At 73.0% G+C, this 20,337-nt stretch carries 13 protein-coding genes; 9 read left to right on the forward strand and 4 right to left on the reverse strand.

Translation table 11 applies throughout. The features are described from left to right. Positions 1-133: 133 nt before the first annotated feature. Both ACIG87_RS00815 and ACIG87_RS00820 read right to left on the reverse strand, forming a co-directional pair. A complete protein-coding gene (locus ACIG87_RS00815; protein ID WP_396846868.1) occupies positions 134-433 on the reverse strand; it encodes an STAS domain-containing protein in 300 nt (99 codons plus the stop codon). Continuing rightward, complete coding sequence (locus ACIG87_RS00820) at positions 430-4,599, reverse strand: SpoIIE family protein phosphatase (RefSeq protein WP_396846869.1); 4,170 nt, start codon at positions 4,597-4,599, stop codon at positions 430-432. Before ACIG87_RS00820 ends, ACIG87_RS00815 begins: the two co-directional genes overlap by 4 nt. A gap of 327 nt (positions 4,600-4,926) precedes the next feature. On the opposite strand from ACIG87_RS00820, the gene ACIG87_RS00825 reads away from it, so the two are divergent. Further along, positions 4,927-5,943, forward strand: a complete 1,017-nt coding sequence (locus ACIG87_RS00825) for a LacI family DNA-binding transcriptional regulator (protein ID WP_396846870.1) — start codon at positions 4,927-4,929, stop codon at positions 5,941-5,943. Positions 5,944-6,318: 375 nt separating this feature from the next. Further along, complete coding sequence (locus ACIG87_RS00830) at positions 6,319-7,788, forward strand: cellulase family glycosylhydrolase (RefSeq protein WP_396846872.1); 1,470 nt, start codon at positions 6,319-6,321, stop codon at positions 7,786-7,788. A 318-nt stretch (positions 7,789-8,106) separates the two neighbouring features. Here ACIG87_RS00830 and ACIG87_RS00835 read toward each other — a convergent pair whose 3' ends face one another. Beyond that, positions 8,107-8,757, reverse strand: a complete 651-nt coding sequence (locus ACIG87_RS00835) for a formylglycine-generating enzyme family protein (RefSeq protein WP_396847571.1) — start codon at positions 8,755-8,757, stop codon at positions 8,107-8,109. A gap of 80 nt (positions 8,758-8,837) precedes the next feature. Further along, positions 8,838-10,496, reverse strand: a complete 1,659-nt coding sequence (locus tag ACIG87_RS00840; RefSeq protein ID WP_396846873.1) for an FAD-binding dehydrogenase — start codon at positions 10,494-10,496, stop codon at positions 8,838-8,840. 96 nt (positions 10,497-10,592) lie between these two features. Between ACIG87_RS00840 and ACIG87_RS00845 the strand changes: the two genes are divergently transcribed. The 7 genes from ACIG87_RS00845 to ACIG87_RS00875 all read left to right on the forward strand — a co-directional run bounded on the left by ACIG87_RS00845 (position 10,593) and on the right by ACIG87_RS00875 (position 20,248). After that, entirely contained in the window at positions 10,593-11,972 is a 1,380-nt protein-coding gene (locus ACIG87_RS00845; RefSeq protein ID WP_396846875.1) for a PucR family transcriptional regulator, read from the forward strand. A 32-nt stretch (positions 11,973-12,004) separates the two neighbouring features. Further along, positions 12,005-13,642 carry a copper resistance protein CopC gene (locus ACIG87_RS00850; protein WP_396846877.1) on the forward strand — a complete coding sequence of 546 codons (1,638 nt, stop codon included), beginning with the start codon at positions 12,005-12,007 and terminating at the stop codon, positions 13,640-13,642. Positions 13,643-13,755: 113 nt separating this feature from the next. Beyond that, positions 13,756-15,009, forward strand: a complete 1,254-nt coding sequence (kynU, locus tag ACIG87_RS00855; RefSeq protein ID WP_396846879.1) for a kynureninase — start codon at positions 13,756-13,758, stop codon at positions 15,007-15,009. Between the two features lie 90 nt (positions 15,010-15,099). Next, on the forward strand, positions 15,100-16,665 hold the full coding sequence (locus tag ACIG87_RS00860) for a Na+/H+ antiporter (RefSeq protein ID WP_396846881.1): 1,566 nt from the start codon (positions 15,100-15,102) through the stop codon (positions 16,663-16,665). Between the two features lie 169 nt (positions 16,666-16,834). Further along, complete coding sequence (locus ACIG87_RS00865; protein WP_396846883.1) at positions 16,835-17,950, forward strand: helix-turn-helix domain-containing protein; 1,116 nt, start codon at positions 16,835-16,837, stop codon at positions 17,948-17,950. Between the two features lie 164 nt (positions 17,951-18,114). Next, a complete protein-coding gene (locus ACIG87_RS00870; RefSeq protein ID WP_396846885.1) occupies positions 18,115-18,285 on the forward strand; it encodes a hypothetical protein in 171 nt (56 codons plus the stop codon). A 235-nt stretch (positions 18,286-18,520) separates the two neighbouring features. Continuing rightward, positions 18,521-20,248 (forward strand): pectinesterase family protein, encoded by a 1,728-nt coding sequence (locus tag ACIG87_RS00875; RefSeq protein ID WP_396846886.1) that lies wholly within the window; start codon positions 18,521-18,523, stop codon positions 20,246-20,248. Positions 20,249-20,337 lie beyond the last annotated feature (89 nt).

The following is a 20,337-nucleotide window of genomic DNA, read 5'->3' on the forward strand; positions in this document are numbered from 1 at the left end:
TTGTCAATCGGTAGCAAACTATGTGTGCCGTGCCCGGACCTGTCCGCTGGCTGCCCGGAAGACGTCATACCGGGCCTCCTCGGGGGCGGTGCCGTCCGTGCGTCACCCGCTCGACGACCGCTGACCGGTCGACTCAGTCGCGGATCGTCACCGTAGTGAGGTCGCGCAGACCGGAGATGGTCAGGACGCTGTCCAGCAGCGGGTTCGCCACCACCCGGAGGCGGTCGACGTGGGCGAACAACGCCGCGAGGGCGGCACTGTCCAGGTACTCCACGGCGGTCAGGTCGACGGTGAGTCGGTGCCCGTCGACGACGGCGTCCGCGATCGCGGCCCGGAACCGGTCGGCGTTGCTCATGTCGATCTCACCGACGACGGTCAGCACCGGGGCGCCGTCCGCCTGAAGGCCGGTGGCCAGGTCCAGAGGCGTGTTCATACGGGAATCCTCGTGTGCAGCTCGACGGTGGTGCCGGCGTCGGTGGTCCGGATGTCGACGTGGGCCATCAGCGCGCGCATCAGGTTGATGCCGCGTCCCCGGTCGTGATCGATCTCGGGCACCTTCCACCGTCCCGAGTCGACCACCCTGACGAACAGGTCGGTGCCGGCGGCCACGGCGAGCAGCCGGATCAACCCGGGTCGGGCGTTGCGGTGGCCGTGCTCGACCGCGTTCGCGCAGGCCTCACCGGTGGCCACGAGCACATCCTGGGCCAGATGCGGGTCGGCGCCGGTGCGGCGCAGCCACTGCCGCAGCGTGGACCGCACCGGGGCCATCTGCGACCGGTCGGCGGGGAACGACAGGTCCAGCGGCGCCGGGTGGCGGTAGAGCAGCAGGGCGATGTCGTCGTAGCCACCCTCCGGGGTCATCCGGTCCATCACCCGGTCGGCAAGCTGTTCCACGCCGGCGGTGTGGTCCTCCCGCACGGCGGAGGCGGCCTGCGCTATCCCGGCGTCGAGCGACTGGCGACGGCGTTCCACCAGACCGTCGGTGTAGAGCAGCAGCACGGCGCGGGGTGGGACGACGCTGGCCGCGTCGGGGCGTCCACCCCGCGACGGGATGCCCAGCGGGCTGCCCCGCCCCTCGGCCAGCAGCTCGGTGTGGCCGTCGGGGTGGGTGAGGATCGCGGGCGGGTGCCCGGCGCTGCTGTACGTCAGCGTCCCGGTCTCCGGGTCGAGGATGCCGCAGAACACCGTGGTGCAGGCCGCCCCGGGCAGCATCCGGGCGAACCGGTCCAGAGCGGTGAGCACCTGTGCCGGGCCGGACGCCTCCAGCAGCAGCGCCCGGCAGGCGCTGCGCAGTTGCCCCATCACGGCTGCGGCGGGCAGGCCCCGGCCGACGCAGTCACCGACGACGATGCCGATCCGACCGTCCGGTAGGTTCACCGCGTCGTACCAGTCGCCGCCGACCTCGAGGGGGCGGGTCGCCGGCTCGTACCGTACGGCGAAGCCGGCGGGCAGTTCGGCCGGGCCGAGGATGGACCGTTGCAGCGCGACCGCCACCTCGCGTTGCTGGTCGGCGGCGTGGGCCCGGTGCAACGCCTGCCCGAGGGCCCCACACAGGAGCAGCAGCAGCATCTGGTCCTCGGTGCCGAAGCCCCGGGCCGGGTCGAGTTCGAGCCAGATCACCAGCGGGCCCTGCGGCGAGTCGACCGTGGTGCCGGCACCGGCCGGTCGGACACCGGTGGCCGGGTTGATGGTGATCCGCAGGGGTGGTTGCGACCGTAGCGCGGTGATCGTGTCGCGGACTACGCCGGGGAGCTGCACCCAATCGGTGGTGGCAGTGGCGGTCAGCGTCGGTGCGCCGTCCGGTTCCCAGTGGGTGGCGAGCACCCGGTGGGCCTGCCACAGCTGACGCAGCTCCTCCACCCCGGCGCGTAACGCCTCGGTGGTGCTGGCGGCCCGGGACAACCGCTGGTTGAGCGCGCTGAGGGCGGTCTCCCGCTGCACCGCGTACCGCTCGGCGGTGACGTCGCGGATGGTGCCGACCACCATCCGCCGACCGTGGTCGTCGGTGACCGCGTTGAACGCGACCGCCGTCCAGAGCCGGTGGCCGTCGCGGTGCCGCAGCGGCACCACGAACGACCCGTGGGCCACCGTCATGGCCTGGGCGAACGCGTCGGCCACCAGCCGGTTCACCGACGGGTCGGTCGCGTCGTCGGGCCACCACGGGTAGCGGGGACGGTAGGGCAGGCCCTCCGGGCCGTAGCCGAACAGGTCGGCGAAGGCGGTGTTCATCTCGACCAGCGCGCCGTCGGCGTCCAGGACGAAGAAGCCCTCCTGCAATGAGTTGATCATCGCGGTGCGCCAGTTGGCGTGGTGGTTGCGCAACCGGGCCAGGTCGACGTTGGCCCGGACCCGGGCCAGCAGTTCCTCGGCGGAGAAGGGCTTGACGAGGTAGTCGTCGGCGCCGGCCTCCAACCCCTCGACGGCGGCCTCCTGGCCGGCGCGGGCGGACAGCAGCAGCACCGGCACCCCCATGGTGCGGGGCTCCGCGCGCAGCGCGGCGACCAGTTCGAGGCCGTCCAGACCGGGCATCATCACGTCGCTGACGATCAGGTCGGGCAGGTCGGTCCGGGCGCGGGCCAGGGCGGCGAGTCCGTCCCCCACCGCGGTCACGTCGTAGCGGGAGCGCAGCAGCCGGCACAGGTACTCGCGCATGTCGGCGTTGTCGTCGGCGATCAGCACCCGGGGCCGGTTCGGCCCGTCCTCGTCGGCCTGCGGTGGGTCCGGCAGCGGCCGGTCGTCGGTGTCGTCGACGGGCAGCCAGCGCAGCGCCTCCCGGACGAAGGGTTCGGCGGTGTCCGACGGCGCTGCCGACCCGGCGCCGGTGACGACGTGCTCGGCGGGCAGGTGAGCGACGCCGAACGGCAGCCGTACGGTGAAGGTGGTGCCGACGTCCGGGGTGCTGTCGACGGTGATCGTGCCGCCGTGCAGACCGACCAGCTCCTTGACCAGGGCGAGTCCGATGCCGCTGCCCTCGTGGGACCGGGAGCGGGCCTGCGGCACCCGGTGGAACCGTTCGAACAGCCGGGGTATCTCGTCGGCCGGCACCCCGATGCCGGTGTCGGTGATCTGCACCGTCGGCGCACCGTCGCGCTCGGCGACCGAGACCCGGATGCCGCCGTGGAAGGTGAACTTCAGGGCGTTGCTCAGCAGGTTGAGGACCACCTTCTCCCACATCGCCCGGTCCACGTGGACCGGCTGGGACAGCGGCGGGCAGTCCACGTCGAGGGTGAGGCCGGCACGTTCGATCGCCGCCCGGAACACGCTGGCCAGCTCGGCGGTGAACCGGGCCAGGTCGACGGGCTCGTAGCTCGCCTGCATCCGGCCGGCCTCGATGCGGGAGAAGTCGAGCAGCGCGGTGACCAGCTTGCCCAACCGCAACGCGTTGCGGTGCATGACCTCCAGCTCGTCGCGGACCTGCTCGTCCTGATCACCCAGGCGGACACGCAGCTCCTGCAACGGCCCGTCGATCAACGTGAGCGGGGTACGGAACTCGTGGCTGATGTTGGAGAAGAACGCCGTCTTCGCCCGGTCCAGCTCCACCAGCTCCTCGGCCCGCTGCTGCTGCACCTCGTAGGCCACCGCGCCGTTGATCAGGGCGGCGGTCTGCTGGGCCACCAGGTCGAGGAAGGTGCGGTAGCCGTCGTCGAGAGCCCGGCCCGCGCTGGCGGCCAGGACGATGACGCCGATGTCCTCGGCGCCGGTCTCGCCGTGCAGCGGCAGCACCATCGCCTCGGTCGGCGCGGTCTGCCAGCCGCCCGTCGGCAGCTCACCGACGCGGGCGAGGACGTCGGTGACGTGGGCCGGCCGACCGTCGGCGAGGACGTCGGCCACCGGCCACACCGGCGGCGCGGCCCCGTCGGACCGGCCGACCTCACCGGCCAGGGTGCTGGCCGCCAGGCGCAGGTCACCGCCGGGGGTACGCAGGTGCACCGCCGCGTACGGCACGTCGACTGCGGACCGGCCGAGCGACTCGGCGACCAACTCGCACGCCTCACCCACGGTGCGGGCGGTGCCGGCCTGGGCGCCCAGGTCCTGCAACGCGGCGAGCCGGCGCTGGCCGATCACCCGTTCGGTGGTGTCGCTGACCGCGGTGAAGACGCCGCGTACCACGCCGTCGTCGTCGTGCAGCGGGCTGTAGGAGTACGTCCAGTACGTCTCCTCCCAGTATCCGTGCCGGTTCATCGGCAACAGCAGGTCCTCCGACCAGGTCGCCTCGCCGGTCTCCACCACGCCGCGCAGCATCGGCCCGATGATGTGCCAGATCTCGGTCCACACCTGGTCGCCCGGCTTGCCCAGCGCGGGGTGTTTGCTGCCGAGCAGCGGGCCGTAGGCGTCGTTGTAGATGAACCGCAGCTCTGGCCCCCACCAAACGATCATGGGGAAACGGGAGGTCAGGCAGATCCGGGTGGCCGTACGCAGGCTCGCCGGCCACCCGTCGACCTCGCCGAGGGAGGTGGCGGACCAGTCGAGGGCGCGCATCCGCACCGCCATCTCACTGGTGCCGGTGAACACGGAACGCCACGCCTCGGCCATCGCCGCCCTGCCCTCCCGCACGTCTCGCGCAGGGACGACCGCGTGTCCGCGGTCGTCGCCGGCCACCGGCAGAGTTTCCCGCCGTTGCGGGCACAGCATGCCGCATGAGCAGCCGGAGTCGAAATCGGGCAGCGCCTGGGCGGGTCGTCCGACCCGCCGAGCTGCGATCGGTGGGTCCGGCCCCGGTCCCCCTGGCCGTCGACCGCTGCGGCCCCTTCCGGTTTCGGGAAAGTTTCGGGTGCCCGCGAATCGGTGACATGCCTGAGCGCCATCGAGCGGCGACACCTCGATGGAGGGCGGTCGAACCGGCAGAACGGCCGGGCCGACGCCCGACCTCCGAAAGTTTCGGGCTATGCTGCCGGGCGGGCGCACGACTGTGGAGGAGATGGGCACATGGCGGAGGACCGGGCGACGCTGTCGGAGATCGCGACCGCCGCGGGGGTGTCCGTCCCCACCGTCTCGAAAGTGCTCAACGGTCGACCCGATGTCGCCCCGGCGACCCGACGCCGCATCCAGGACCTGCTCGACCGCCGGGCGTACACCGCCCGCCGGGCGCCCGCGGTGCCCGGTGCCGCCGGCCTCATCGACCTGGTCTTCCGGGACCTCGGCAGCCCCTGGGCCATGCAGATCCTCGACGGCGTCGAGGAGTTGGCCTACCGGGCCGGCGTCGGCGTGGTCGTCTCCGCCGTGCACGGCCGCAGCCGTACCCGCCCCGACCGGCGGTGGATCGAACACCTCTCCAAGCGTCGCTGCGACGGGGTGCTGCTCGTGCTCTCCGACCTGTCCCCCAGCCAGCAGGGCCAGCTCGACGAACTCGGTATCCCGGTGGTCATCATCGACCCCGCCGGCCAGCCCGGGGCGGGCATCCCGTCGGTGGGCGCGACCAACTGGTCCGGTGGCGTGGCCGCCGCCGAACACCTGCTCGACCTGGGTCACCACCGGATCGCCGTGATCGGCGGGCCACCGAACGTGCCGTGCAGCCGCGCCCGGGTCGACGGATACCGGGCCGCGATGAACGCCGCCAACCGCAAGATCCCCGCCGGGTACGTCCGCCACGGCGACTTCACCTCGCCGTCGGGCTATCGGGAGATGAACGCCCTGCTGGACCTCGCCCAACCGCCCACCGCCGTGTTCGCCTGCGCCGACGAGATGGCGCTGGGCGCCTACGAGGCGCTGTACGAACGCGGCGCCCGGGTTCCTGACGACATCAGCATCGTCGGCTTCGACGACCTCGACTCCGCCCGTTGGGCCGCCCCGCCACTGACCACCGTCCGCCAACCGTTGGCCGAGATGGCCGGCATGGCGACCCGGATGCTGCTGTCCCTCGTCGCCGGGGAAGGATTGGACAGCCATCGGATCGAACTGGCCACCCCGCTGATCGTGCGGCACAGCACCCGACGCCTGTCCTGAACCACGGACGACGGTGATCGGCCCCGGTGGGTCGGTGGGTCCGGGTGGTGACAGCCACCGATGACCGGCCCGATCGGCGACGCGTGGCCCACGGCGGTAGGGAGCCGAGGGCCCAGCGTTCCCCCATCCGGGTCCGAACCCGCCCCGACGAGCGGACCAGGTTCAGCGGGATCTTCCCGATATCGATATGTTGCGAGGCGGTTAACGGCACCATAGGCTGCTGTGGGAGCGCTCCCGAGCATCGACCGGACGTCGACGGCGAGTCGCGATCGCCCCTGGGCACCGCCCCGGATCAGTGGCGGCGGCCGGGCACCGCACCACGATCAAGGGTCGACGCGATCACCATCCCCGACACCCAGAGAAGTGAGACGGTCCATGAACGACATCCCCCGCCCGGCACGGCGGCCAGTGCTGGCGGCAGCCGCCGCAGCAGCGCTGACCCTCGGCGCGTCGATGCTGCTGCCACCCACCAGCGCCATGGCCGCCAGCGGTTGCGCCGTCACCTACACGACCAACTCCTGGACGGGCGGGTTCACCGCCAGCGTCACCATCAAGAACGTCGGGGACGCCGTCAACGGCTGGACCCTCGGCTTCGCCTTCCCCGACGCCGGGCAGCGGGTCAGCCAGGGTTGGTCCGCGACGTACCAGCAGAGCGGCCAGGCGGTGACCGCGCAGAGCGTCAGTTACAACGGATCGCTGGCCAGCGGGGCGTCCACCACCATCGGCTTCAACGGCACCTTCACCGGCAGCAACCCGTCGCCCACGTCGTTCACCCTCAACGGCACGACCTGCACCGGCGCGACGAACCCCACCACACCGCCGCCCACCACCGCACCGCCCACCACGCCACCACCGACGACGCCACCACCGACGACTCCGCCACCCACCACTCCGCCACCCACCGGGACGACCCCGGTGGCGATCAACGGCCAGTTGCGGGTCTGCGGGGTCAACCTCTGCAACCAGTACGGCAGGCCGATCCAGCTGCGCGGCATGAGCACCCACGGCCTCCAGTGGTTCGCCCAGTGCTACAACGACGCCTCGCTCGACGCGCTCGCCACCGACTGGCGTGCCGACCTGCTGCGCATCTCGATGTACGTGCAGGAGGACGGTTACGAGACCAACCCGACCGCGTTCACCAACCGGGTCAACACCCTGGTCGACGAGGCCAGCGAGCGCGGCATGTACGCGCTGATCGACTTCCACACCCTGACCCCGGGTGACCCGATGTTCAACCTCGATCGGGCCAAGACCTTCTTCGCCAACGTGGCGGCCCGCAACGCCAACAAGAACAACGTGATCTACGAGATCACCAACGAGCCCAACGGGGTGAGCTGGCAGACCATCAAGAACTACGCCGAGCAGGTCATCCCGGTCATCCGGGCCAACGATCCGGACGGAATCGTCATCGTCGGCACCCGGGGCTGGTCCTCGCTCGGCGTCTCCGAGGGCGGCAACTCCACCGAGGTGATCAACAACCCGGTGAACGCCAGCAACATCATGTACGCGTTCCACTTCTACGCCGCGTCGCACAAGGACAACTACCGCGCCGAGTTGGAGCGGGCCGCCGCCCGGCTGCCGATGTTCGTCACCGAGTTCGGCACCGTCACCTACACCGGCGGCGGGGCCGTGGACACCGCGAGCAGCAACGCGTGGCTGGACATGCTGGACCGGCTGAAGATCAGCTACGCGAACTGGACCTACTCGGACGCCGACGAGGGCAGCGCCGCGTTCCGCCCCGGCACCTGCTACGGCGGCACCTACACCGGCACCGGTGTGCTCACCGAGTCGGGCAACTACCTGCGCAACCGGATCCGCACCGCGGACAACTTCCCCACCAGCTGACCCCGTACCGCCACCACGCGACGCCCCGTCCCCTGCGGGACGGGGCGTCGTCCAGCCGCACCCCGGTACGGCACCCGCACACGCAGCCGGACCCCAAGCCCCCACCCCGACTAAAGCCGGCCGCAAAGCCGGCCGCAAAGATCTTGGACAGTTTCTGTTGGCTACGAACAGAAACTGTCCAAGATCTCGCGTCGTGGGGCGCGATCGTGCCAGCGAATCGTGGGCCTCGGCCGGCGGCTGCCCGGCTACGGGCCTGTCGACCCGACGACCCGCCCGCTGGTACCGGTCTGGCGGGCCCGGCCGCCCGGCGATCCGGGCTCAGCCGGGCAGGGAGCGGGCCAGCCGGAAGCCGACGTCGTCGATCCGGAACGTCGGGTGGCTACGGCGACGCACCGAGGCCCGGCAGCTCCAGTGCTCGTCGAACCAGCCGCCCCCGCGCAGCACCCGGTAGCTGCCGTACACCTCGGCGTCGTAGACGTCCCAGCACCATTCCCAGACGTTGCCGAGCGTGTCGTACAGGCCCCACGGGTTGGGCTCGCGGTCACCCACCGGATGGAGCCGTTCGCCGGAGTTACCCCGGTACCAGGCGATCTCGTCGAGGGTGCCGTAGCGGGGGCCCGTGGTGCCGGCGCGGCAGGCGTACTCCCACTCGGCCTCGGTCGGCAGTCGGTAGCCGTCGGCGGCCCGGTCCCAGTCCACGCCCTCGCCGTCGTCGTGCAGCCGGTACGCGGGGGTCAGCCCCTCTTGCCGGGACAACGCCACGCAGAAGCGCGCCGCGTCCGGCCAGGACACCCCCTCGACGGGCAACCGGTCGCCCCGGGCGGTGCTCGGCCGCTCGCCGGTCACCCGGGCGTACCACCCCTGGGTGACCGGTACGACGCCGAGCCGGTACGCCGCCACCCCGACCGACCAGCTGCGTTCGGTACGCCGGTCGGACAGGGTCACCCGCCCCGCCGGAACGGTCACCATCCCGGTCAGCGCGTCGTCGTCCACGGAAGACGATCATACCGAGACCGAGACCGAGACCGAGCCGCCGGACCCGTCGAGGGTCAGGTGACGGCCGCGGCGGCGGCGCGGCCGGCGGTCCGGCCGGAGAACAGGCAACCGCCGAGGAAGGTGCCCTCCAGGGCGTTGTAGCCGTGCATCCCACCGCCACCGAATCCGGCGACCTCGCCGGCGGCGTACACCCCGCCCAGCGGCTCCCCGTCGGGGCGCAGCACCCGGCCGGACAGGTCGGTGTGCAGCCCGCCGAGGCTCTTGCGGGTGAGCACGTGCAGCTGGACCGCGATCAGCGGGCCGGCCGCCGGGTCGAGCAGCCGGTGCGGGGTGGCGACCCGGATCAGCCGGTCGCCCCGGTACCGCCGGGCACCCTGGATCGCGGTCAGCTGGGCGTCCTTGCCGAACGGGTGGGCGACCCCACGGTCACGCGCCTCGACCAGTACCCGCAGCACGGCGGCGTCGAGCTGTGGGCCGCCGCTCGTGGCGGCCAGCTTGTTCATCCCGTCCACCAGCTCCGGCAGGGTGTCGGCGACCACGAAGTCGGCCCCGTTCCGCTTGAACGCCTCCACCGGGCCGGGAGCGCCCGGCCGGACCCGTTGCAGCACCTGCCGCACGCTGCGGTTGGTCAGGTCCGGATTCTGCTCCGAGCCCGACAGCGCGAACTCCTTCTCGATGATCTTCTGGGTGAGCAGGAACCAGCTGTAGTCGTGGCCGGTGGCGCGCAGGTGCCGCAGGGTGGCGAGGGTGTCGAAGCCGGGGAACAGCGGCGCCGGCAGTCGGGCCCCGGTGGCGTCCAGCCAGAGCGAGGACGGGCCGGGCAGGATGCGGATGCCGTGCTCGGGCCAGATCGGATCCCAGTTGCGCAGCCCCTCGGTGTAGTGCCACATCCGGTCCGGGTTGATGACCTGCCCACCGGCGGTCTCGGTGATGGCGAGCATCCGGCCGTCGACGTGGGCGGGCACCCCGGCGACCATCCGGGTCGGCGGGGTGCCGAGCCGGGCCGGCCAGGCGCGTCGGACGAGGTCGTGGTTGCCGCCGATACCGCCCGAGGTGATGATCACGGCCTGCGCGCCATGGCTGAAGTCGCCGACGACCTCCCGGGAGCTGCTGCGCCCGCGCGGCGCGTCGTCGGGGGCGAGGAGCGCGCCGCGTACCCCGGTGACCACGCCGCCGGTGGTGACGAGCTCGTCGACCCGGTGCCGGAACAGCAGCGTCACCCGGCCCTGGGCGACGGCGTCGTGGACCCGCCGGGCGAACGGCTCGACCACGCCGGGGCCGGTGCCCCAGGTGACGTGGAACCGGGGTACGGAGTTGCCATGCCCGTGGGCCGCTCCCCCACCCCGCTCGGCCCAGCTGACCACCGGGAAGACCCGGTGGCCCATCGCCCGCAGCCAGGCCCGCTTCTCCCCGGCGGCGAAGTCCACGTACGCCTGTGCCCAGCGGCGCGGCCAGTGGTCCTCCGGCCGGTCGAACGCGGCGCTGCCGGTCCAGTCCTGCCAGGCCAGCTCGACCGAGTCGCGGATGCCCATCCGCCGCTGCTCGGGCGAGTCGACGAAGAAGAGCCCGCCGAACGACCAGAACGCCTGCCCGCCGAGGTTCCGCTCCGACTCCTGGTCCAGCAGCAGCACCCGGCGGCCCGCGTCGGCGGCCTCGGCGGCGGCGACCAGGCCGGCGAGCCCGGCGCCGATCACGATGACATCCGTGTCCATGCGCCGACCCTACGTACGAGGGTGCCAAGATGATCCGTGCCGGGGCGCAGGAATTGCCGCTGCGTTTGTCACCGGGATGACAAAGGATGGCCGATCGTGTCCGACGCGCTGCTCGACATCGAGCCCGGCCTCGCTGGTCTCGCACCGGCGGTCGGGGACCGCCTCCGGGGGCTGCGCGGGGCCCTGCACGAGCGGATTCTCGCCACCGTCAGGGCCGCGATGCGGGGCCAGGGCCGGTCGCTGACCGGTGGGCAGGGGCAGGGCCTGGCCCTGGGGGTGCAGACCGCCGTCGACACCTTCGTCGACGCGGTCGCCGACCCCGGCCGGGAGCTGACCGGGACCCGGGAGGTGTTCCACGCCCTGGGCCGTACCGAGTACCGCGAGGGTCACCGGGTGGACGCGCTGCGTACCGTGCTGACCCTCGGTGCCCGCGACATCTGGGCCTTCCTGGTGGAGCACGCCGCCCCGCCGGCCGGGACCGCCACGGGGCCGACCGGTCCGGCCCCCGCCGACCTGTACGTGATCGCTGGGGCGCTGTTCGGCTACGTCGACGCGCTGGCCGGCGCCGCCGCCGAGGGGTTCCTCGACGAGCAACGCGACACCGCCCAGGACTGGGCCACCACCCGACGCCGCCTGGTCACCCTGCTCGTACAGCCCGATCCGCCGGCCGAGGCGGTGCTGCACGCCGCCGCCGACGCGGCCCGCTGGCCGTTGCCGGCGACCGTGGCGGTGCTCAGCGTCGACGGCACCGACGCCGAGCACCTGGCCCGGGGCATCGGCGCGGGCGCGGTGGCGACCGTCATCGACGACGCCGTCCGGGTGGTGCTGCCCGATCCCCGTACGCCGGGCCGGCTCGACCGGGCCCGGCAGGCGCTGGCCGGGCGGCGGGCCGTACTCGGGCCGGCGGTCGAGCGGCACCGGGCGCGGCTGTCGTACCGGTTGTCGCGCCGTGCGCTGACCCTGCACCAGCACGGTGCGCTCGGCCCGGAGCCGGTGGTGTCCTGCGACGACCACCTGCTCACCCTGCTCACCGCGTGGGAGCCGGGCCTGGCCGAACACCTCGCCGACACGGTGCTGGCCCCGCTGGCCGGGCTCCGGCCGACCAGCCGGCGGGCCCTGGCGGAGACCCTGCACTGCTGGCTGCGCCGGCAGGGGCAGGTGATCGCCGTCGCCGAGGACCTGCACACCCACCCGCAGACGGTCCGCTACCGGATGCGGCAACTGCGCGCCCTGTTCGGCACCGCCCTCGACGACCCGGACGCCCGGCTGGTGCTGACCCTGGCCCTGCGCCAGCGACCGACCGGCGGAGCCGACCGGGGACGGACGGTCGGGGCAGACCGGGAACCGACGGGCGGAGCAGGATTCGGACCGGCCGGCGGGGCAGACCAGGGGCCGACCGGCGGGGCAGGCCGACGCACCACCAGCACAGCAGACCAGCGACCGGTCGACGGAGCAGATCGTCCGGGCATCCGTTGAACCATGTGATCACCAGATCCGAACCACTGTGCGTGCGTACCACCCGTTCCGCCGTGCTGCTGGGGTTGCTCCTCGCGCTGCTGTCCGTGCCGCTCGTCCCGGCGACGCCCGCCGCCGCCCACGCCGCGCTGGTCGCCACCAGCCCGGTCCGGGACGCGGTGATCGGCGCCCCGCCCGGGGAGGTGGTGCTGGTCTTCAGCGAAGCGGTCTCCCCGGTCACCGGCCGGGTCCAGGTGCTCGGCCCGGACGGGCGACGGGTGACCGTCGGGGAGCCGGTCGCCCGGGGCGCCACCCTGCGGATCCCGGTGCGGGTGCCGGACCGGCCGCTCGGCACCTACCTGGTCAGCTACCGGGTGATCTCGGCCGACAGCCACCCGGTCGCCGGCAGCTTCACCTACTCGGCCGGGGCGCCGTCGGCGACACCCCCGGAGCCGGTGGCGGTCGACGAGCGGCCCGCCGGCGCGTTGACCCCCGCCGCCCGGTACGTCGGCTACCTGGGCCTGGTGCTGGTGGTCGGGCCCACGCTGCTGGCCGCCGCACGGTGGACCCGCCGACGCTCCCGTCGTGCGGTGACCGCCACCGGGCACGTCGGTCTCGCGCTGATCGCCGTGGGCGCCGCCGGGACGTGGCTGGCCCAGGCCGCGGACATGGTGGGGGTGCCGGTCGACGGCCTGTCGCGCGGTGACCTCGCGGCGGTGGCCGGCAGCGACATCGGGCCGGTGCTGGGCGTCCGGTTGGCGCTGGCCACGATCGCCGCCGTGCTGCTGCCGGCGGTGGCCGGCGGGCGGGCGGGTCGGGGCCGACGGGCGACGCTGGCAGCGGTGGGCCTGGCCGGGCTGCTCACCTGGCCGCTTGCCGGGCATCCGGTGGCCTCGCCCCTGCCGCCGATCAGCATCCTGGCCGACGTGGTGCACCTGGCCGGGATGAGCGTGTGGCTGGGTGGGCTGTTCACCCTGGCGGTGTTCCTGCTGCCCGGCACCCACCGGCGGGTGCTGGCCCGGATCCTGCCGGCCTGGTCACGGTGGGCCACCATCGCCGTGGGCTGGCTGGTCGCCACCGGCGTCGGGCAGGCCGCGATCGAACTCGGCCGACCCGGTGCGCTGTTCGGCACCGACTACGGGCGGTTGCTCTGCGCCAAGGCGGCCCTGCTCGCCGCCGTGCTCGGGGTCGCGGCCGGGCAGCGGCAGATGGTACGCGGCGACCGGGCCGCCGACCAGCCCCGCCGGGTGGCGCGGGCCGCCTGGGTGGAGCTCGTCGCCACGGCGGTGGTGCTGGCGCTGACTGCCGTGCTGGTGCAGACCCCGCCCGGCCGGACCGCCGGCACCGAGGCCGCCCGCGCCACCCGCGAGGGCGTCGCCCAGACGCTCACCAGCGGCCTCTACACCCTGCAGTTCGACATCTATCCGGTACGGGTGGGCGTGCCGAACTCGTTGCACGCCTACGTCTACACCCCGCAGGGGCAGCCGCTGCCGGTGGTCGAGTGGTCGGTCAGCCTCGCGTTGCCGGCAGCCGGGATCGAACCGATGGCCGTGCCGGTCGACGCCCCGGAGCCGCACCACGGCAGCGCCGAGATCAGCCTGCCGGTGCGCGGCGACTGGACGATCCGGTTCACCGTCCGGACCGGCGACATCGACCAGGCCACGGTCACCGCCACGGTGCCGGTCGGCTGATCACCGGACGGTCCGACCGAGGACCGGAGCACCGGGCCACCGGCCGGGGCACCCCGGGCGGACGATCGGCTAGCCTGCATCGGCCCGGGTGCCCCGGGCGGAGGGAGGACACCATGGCCGAGCAGACATCCCGGCAGGTCGCGCAGGAGTGGGACGCCGTCGATCCGCTCGCCGGGCTGCGGGACCGGTTCGTGGTGGACGACCTGTGCTACCTCGACGGCAACTCGCTGGGCCGGCTGCCCGCCGCCACCGGCGCGCACCTGGCCGGGCTGGTCCGCGACGGCTGGGGCACCGAACTGGTACGGAGCTGGCCGACCTGGATCGAGTGGCCGCGCCGGATCGGTGACCGGATCGCCACCCACGCGTTGGGCGCCCGCGAGGGTGAGGTGATCGTCGCCGACTCCACCTCGGTGAACCTCTACAAGCTGGCCGCCGCCGCTCTCGACGCCCGGCCGGGCCGGCGGACGATCCTGGCCGACACCGAGGAGTTCCCCACCGACCGGTATCTGCTCGAGGGGCTGGCCGCGCAGCGCGGGCACACCCTGCGGCTGCTCCCCTCCGACCTCGACGAAGGGCTGGACCAGGCCACCCTGGAGGCGGCGCTGACCGAGGACGTGGCCCTGGTGGTGCTCTCGGCCGTGTCGTACCGCTGCGGGGCGCTGTTGGACGTGGCGGCGGTGACGGCCGCCGCGCACCGGGTCGGCGCGTACGTGCTGTGGGACCTCTCGCACGCGGTCGGCTCGGTGCCGCTGGACCTGACCGCCGCCGGTGCCGACCTCGCCGTCGGCTGCACCTACAAGTACCTCAACGGCGGCCCCGGCGCACCGGCCTTCCTGTACGTCCGGCGGGAGCTGCAGGAGTCGCTGCGCCAGCCGATCTGGGGGTGGTTCGGCCAGCGCGACCAGTTCCGGATGGGTGCCGGCTACGACCCCGCGCCCGGCCCGGAGCGGTTCCTGGTGGGCACCCCGCCGGTGCTCGGGATGGCGGCCCTCGATCCGGCGCTGGACGTGCTGGCCGACGCCGGGATCGACCGGGTCCGGGAGAAGTCGGTACGGCTCGGCGAGCTGATCGTCGAGCTGGCCGATGCCTGGCTCGTCCCGCACGGCTTCCGGCTCGCCTCGCCCCGCGACCCGGATCGGCGCGGCGGGCACGTGTCGCTGCACCACCCGGAGGCGCTGCGGATCTCCCGCGCCCTGGTCGACGCCGGGGTGGTGGGCGACTACCGGGTGCCGGACCGGCTGCGGCTGGGCCCGGCGGCGCTCTACACCCGGTACGTCGACGTGTGGGACGCGATGGACCGGCTGCGGGACGTCGCCGAGCGGCGGGCCTGGACCGAGGTGCCGGCGGAGCCATCCCGGGTCACCTGAGCCGATCCGGGCAGATCCCGGATTCGACCCGCACCGTCGCCGACTTCGTACCAGCATGTCGGGTGGCGCGGGTGGAGGCGGGGGTGTGCCGTGGAGGTCCTGGTCCTGATCGTGGTGCTGGCCGCCACGGTGCTGGTCGGCACCACGATCGGCGGCCGGTACCGGGTGGCCCCGCCGGTGCTGCTGATCACCATGGGTGGCCTGCTGGCGCTGTTGCCGCCGCTGTCGGACGTGGTGCTGGAACCCGAGGTCGTGCTGCTGCTGTTCCTGCCCGCCGTGCTCTACCGGGAGAGCCTGGTGATCAGCCTGCGGGAGATCCGGGCGAACCTGCTGGTGATCGCGTCGCTGGCGGTGGCGCTGGTGGTGGTGACCATGGTGGCGGTGGCGCTGGTCGCCAAGGGACTGGGGATGAGCCCGCAGGCGGCCTGGGTGCTGGGCGCGGTGCTCGCCCCGACCGACGCGGCAGCCGTGGCCGGCCTGGCGAAACGGATGCCCCGCCGCATCCTGACCACGTTACGGGCGGAGAGCCTGATCAACGACGGCACGGCGCTGGTGCTGTTCTCGGTCACGGTCGGTCTGATCGTCGGCGGCAGCACGCCGGGGGTGCTCGGGTTCCTGGGCCGGTTCCTCGGCTCGGCCGGTGGTGGTGTCGCCGCCGGGCTGGCGGTCAGCCTGCTGGTGGTGCTGATCCGCCGCCGGTTGGACGACCCGCTGCGGGAGGGCGCGCTGAGCGTGCTCACCCCGTTCGCCGCGTTCCTGCTCGCCGAGGTGCTGCACGCCAGCGGGGTGCTCGCGGTCGTGGTCGCCGGGCTGCTCCTGTCGTACGCCGGGCCGAGGGTGATCCGGGCCCGGTCCCGGGTGCTGGCGTACGCCTTCTGGGACCTGTCCACCTTCCTGATCAACGGTTCGCTCTTCGTGCTGCTGGGCATGCAGATCCCCCGGGCGGTGAACCACGTGACCAGCACCTCGATGGTGCGCTCGGTGGCCATCGCCGCCTCGGTGACCCTGATGGTGGTGGTGGTCCGCCTGCTGTGGTTGCAGTTGTTCTCGTACGGCCTGCCGGTGGTGGGGCGGGGTGCCGGGGTGAGCCGCCGGGTACGGGTGGCGGCCGGCTGGGCGGGTTTCCGGGGGGCGGTGTCGCTGGCCGCCGCCCTGGCGGTGCCGGTGACCACGGCCACCACGCACGCGCCGGTGCCGGAACGGGATCTGATCATCTTCTGCACCGCCGTGGCGATCGTGTCGATCATGTTGGTGCAGGGCACCACCCTGCCTGCGGTGGCCCGTTGGGCCGGTCTGCGCGGCGACGAGGCGCGCGGCGACGAGGTCCGGCACGCCCGACGTCGGGCCACCGAGGTGGCGTTGGCGGCGCTGCCGAACGTCGCCGCCGACCTCGACGTCGACCCGGACACGGTGGACCGGTTGCGCGCGGACTACCAGCGGCACCTGGACACCGCGACGGCGACCGGTGGCGGGCAGGAGGCCGATCAGGCTCAGGAACTGGACACCCGGCTGCGGCTGGGGGTGCTGGAGCACAAGCGCCGTGAGGTGACCCGGCTGCGCGACAACAACGAGATCGACGACAGCGTGCTCCGGGAGGTGCAGGCGACGTTGGACATCGAGGAGATCCGCCTGCTCGGCCCGCAGACCGAGGACTGACCGCGCGGCGGCGGTGGTCGGTGATCTCGCCGGGTCGCCACGACGTCCTGCCGCAGGGTGACCCGCCCGCGGATAGACACCGGTGAGATCGTGCGCACCGTCCGCAGTGGTGGCTCGTTGCCAGGTTGGGCGGGCCACCGCCGCGTACCTGTCGATGAGGAGTGCCGCGATGTCACCGGTCACGGATGGCCGATTCAGTGCCGAGCTGCGGAGGCTCCGCATGTCGGCGGGGCTTTCGTTGCGGCAGCTCGCCCCGCTCGTCCTGTCCAGCCGGGGGCACCTGCACGACCTGGAGACGGGGCGTCGCCAGCCGACCGTGGAGCTGGTCACGCGGCTCGACGACGTTCTGGAGACCAACGGGCTCCTGTCCGGCCTGCTGCACCCGTCGCCCGCCCCCCAGGACCCGGAGCGGCTGGCCTACGTGGGCCGCCACCCCCGCCGGGTAGACCCCGCGACGCTGCACGCGTTGGCCGAGTCGCTCGCCGCCCACCGGCGGCTCGAGGACACCCTCGGCTCCACACCGCTGCTACCGACGATCCGCGCCCAGTTGGACCTGGTCACGGCACTGGTTGCCGAGACCGCCACCGCGCTCCGGCCGCAGGTCGTCGACCTCGCGGCGCAGTGGGCTCAGTTCGGTGGCTGGCTGTATGCCGCCAGCGACCGGCGGCGGCTCGCCAGCCGGTGGTACGGCACCGCGCTGGAATGGGGCACGGAGGCCGGCAACCCGGACATGATCGCCACGGCACTCAGCATGCGCGGGCACCTGGCCTGGTCGGAGCGTCGCGCCGGTCCGCTGATCGGTCTCTCCGCAGCGGCGGCACGACAGCCGGCCAGCTCTGGGGTACGGGCCATCGCCGCCCAGCAACAGGCTCGTGGCCACGCCCTGATCGGCGAGGCGGACGCCGTCACCGGCCTGCTCGATCAGGCAGTGGAGCTGAACGAGGCGGCCAGCCAGGCACCCGACCGGGAACCGCCGTGGATCTACTTCCACTCGGCCGGCTACCTGGCCATGCAGCGTGGACTCGCCTACCGGCTGCTCGGGCGGAACGCCCAGGCCATCGAGTACCTACGGCTGGGGCTGGCCGGGTTGCCGACCGAGTCGGCCGGTGCCGCGTGGACCGGCCCCTACCTGCTGCGTCTCGCGGCGGCGCTCGCGGACACCGGCGAGGTCAGCGAGGCATTCAGCGTCTGTGAGCGGGTCCAGCAGATCGGACACGTCACCCGGACGGTCAGCCTCGTTGAGCAGGCCGAGGCTGCTGTCTGCGCATTGTCCGCACGTAGATAGCGGACTTCCCATCTCTCGACGTAACCGTTCGATCACTGAATGCTGATCTCCGGGCGTGGCTCGTAGGACAGCTGCCGTTCCGGCCAGGATCCACGCCCTTCGTTCGGCGCGGCGGCGGGCCGTCCTTACCCGAACACCACCGCACCCCTTCGAAGGAGGACCGGATGGACAGTGTGCAGCGTGATCCGGCGCAGAGCAGGGGCGACCAGATCCAGGCGGCGGAACATGAGGCGGCGAAGCAGCGCCTTCTCGCCCAGGCCGAGAAGGAACGGATACCGACCGAGGAGACGACGCGGGCCGTACCCGACCGACGGTGGCGACGCGGACGGCAGTGAGTCGCTACCGGCCGGGCGGCGGGTGGCGGGCCGGCCGGGCGGCGGGCAGCGGGTGGCGTGATGGCCGGGCGGCGGGTGACGGGGCGGCGGATTGCGTGCCGGCGGGGCGGCGCACGCTGTCGCAGCAGGGTCCGCACGCATTGACAGTCATGCGCGGCAGGGTTACCGTCCGACAGGAAAGCGCTTTCACGTGCCGCGCCCCACCTCCTCCCCCGCCCCCGGAGGTTCATCCGCCATGCGCAGAAACCGCCGACGGTCCCTGCTCACCGTCGCCGCGGTGGCGCTCACCACCGTGCTGCTCGCCCTCACCCAGCTCGGCGGGGTCCAGGTCGCCCGCGCCGCCACCCTGTTCAGCGACGACTTCTCCGACGGCGACATCGCCGGCTGGTCGAAGTCCGGCGGCGCCTGGTCGGTGGCCTCCGACGGCACCCCGGTCCTGCAGCAGACCAGGGGCGACACCGACAACGCCCGGCTCTTCGCCGGCAGCTCGTCCTGGGCCGACCAGGCCGTCCAGGCCCGGGTCAAGCCGCTCGCCCTGCCCGGCAACGGGATAGCGGCGCTGCTGGCCAGGGCGAGCGGGGCCACCAGCTACTACCGGCTCGCCCTGCTGCCCGGCAACCAGGTCCGCCTGGAGGCGGTACGCAGTGGCACGGTCAGCCCGCTGGGCACGGTGTCCCACCCGGTCACGACGGGCACCTGGCACACCCTGCGGATCGAGGTCGCCGGCACGGTGGTGCGCGGCTGGGTCGACGGCGTCCCCGTCGGCTCCGCCGCCGCCACCCTGACCGCGACCGGCCGGATCGGCGTGCAGACCGGCCATGCCACCGCCCGGTTCGACGACATCGTGGTGACCAGCGGCGGCACCACCCCGACCAGCGCGCCGCCCTCCCCCACCGCCACCCCGACCAGCGCGCCGCCGACTCCCACCCCGACGGTCACGCCGACCACCCCGCCGCCCACCGGCACCCCGACGACCACCCCGACCGGCACTCCGCCGGCCGAGCGGTCCTCGGTGGTCGCCCAGGACGGCAGCGGCGACTTCACCAGCGTGCAGGCGGCGGTGGACGCGGTGCCGTCGGGCAACTCCAGCCGGTACACCATCACCATCAGGCCGGGCACCTACCGGGAACTGGTGTCGATCCCAGTAGGCAAGCCGTACGTCTCGTTCGTCGGGTCGACCGGCGACGCCCGGGACGTGGTGATCGTCTACGACAACGCCTCGGGCACCCCGAAGCCGAGCGGCGGCACCTACGGCACCTCGGGCAGCGCCTCGGTGACCATCGACGGCAACGACTTCACCGCCCGACACCTGACCTTCGCCAACGACTTCGACGAGGCGGCGCACGACTACAGCGCCGAGCAGGCGGTGGCGGTGCTCACCCGGGCCGACCGGCTGGTCTTCGACGACGTGCGTTTCCTCGGCAACCAGGACACGCTGTACCACAACAGCGCCAACGCGGACGCGGTCGGCCGGGCGTACTTCCGCGACTGCTACGTCGAGGGTGACGTCGACTTCATCTTCGGCCGGGGCACCGGGGTCTTCGACCGCTGCGAGATCCGCTCGCTGAGCCGGGGCTCGACCAGCAACAACGGGTACGTCACCGCCGCCTCCACCATGATCTCCAACCCGTACGGCCTGCTCTTCGCCGGTTGCACGCTGACCACCGACTCGGCGGCGGCGCAGAGCGTGCACCTCGGCCGGCCGTGGCACCCGAGCGGGGACGTCAACGCGATCGGGCAGGTGGTGTTCCGCGACAGCGTGCTCGGCGCGCACGTGTTGGACTCCCCGTGGAGCGACATGTCCGGCTTCTCGTGGCGGGACGCCCGGTTCTCCGAGTACCGCAACAGCGGGCCCGGCTCGACGGTCACCACCGACCGGCCACAGTTGACCGACGCGCAGGCGTCGACCTACACCCCACAGCGCTACCTGGCCGGCGCGGACGGCTGGAATCCGGTCTCCTGACGGCGACGCTGCCCGCTCCGGCCCCGCCGGTGGCGGGCAGCGCGACACCGGGCACGCATTTACATTTAATAAAGTTAACTGATAACCTC

Source organism: Micromonospora sp. NPDC051925 (assembly GCF_044548625.1).
Taxonomy (GTDB): domain Bacteria; phylum Actinomycetota; class Actinomycetes; order Mycobacteriales; family Micromonosporaceae; genus Micromonospora.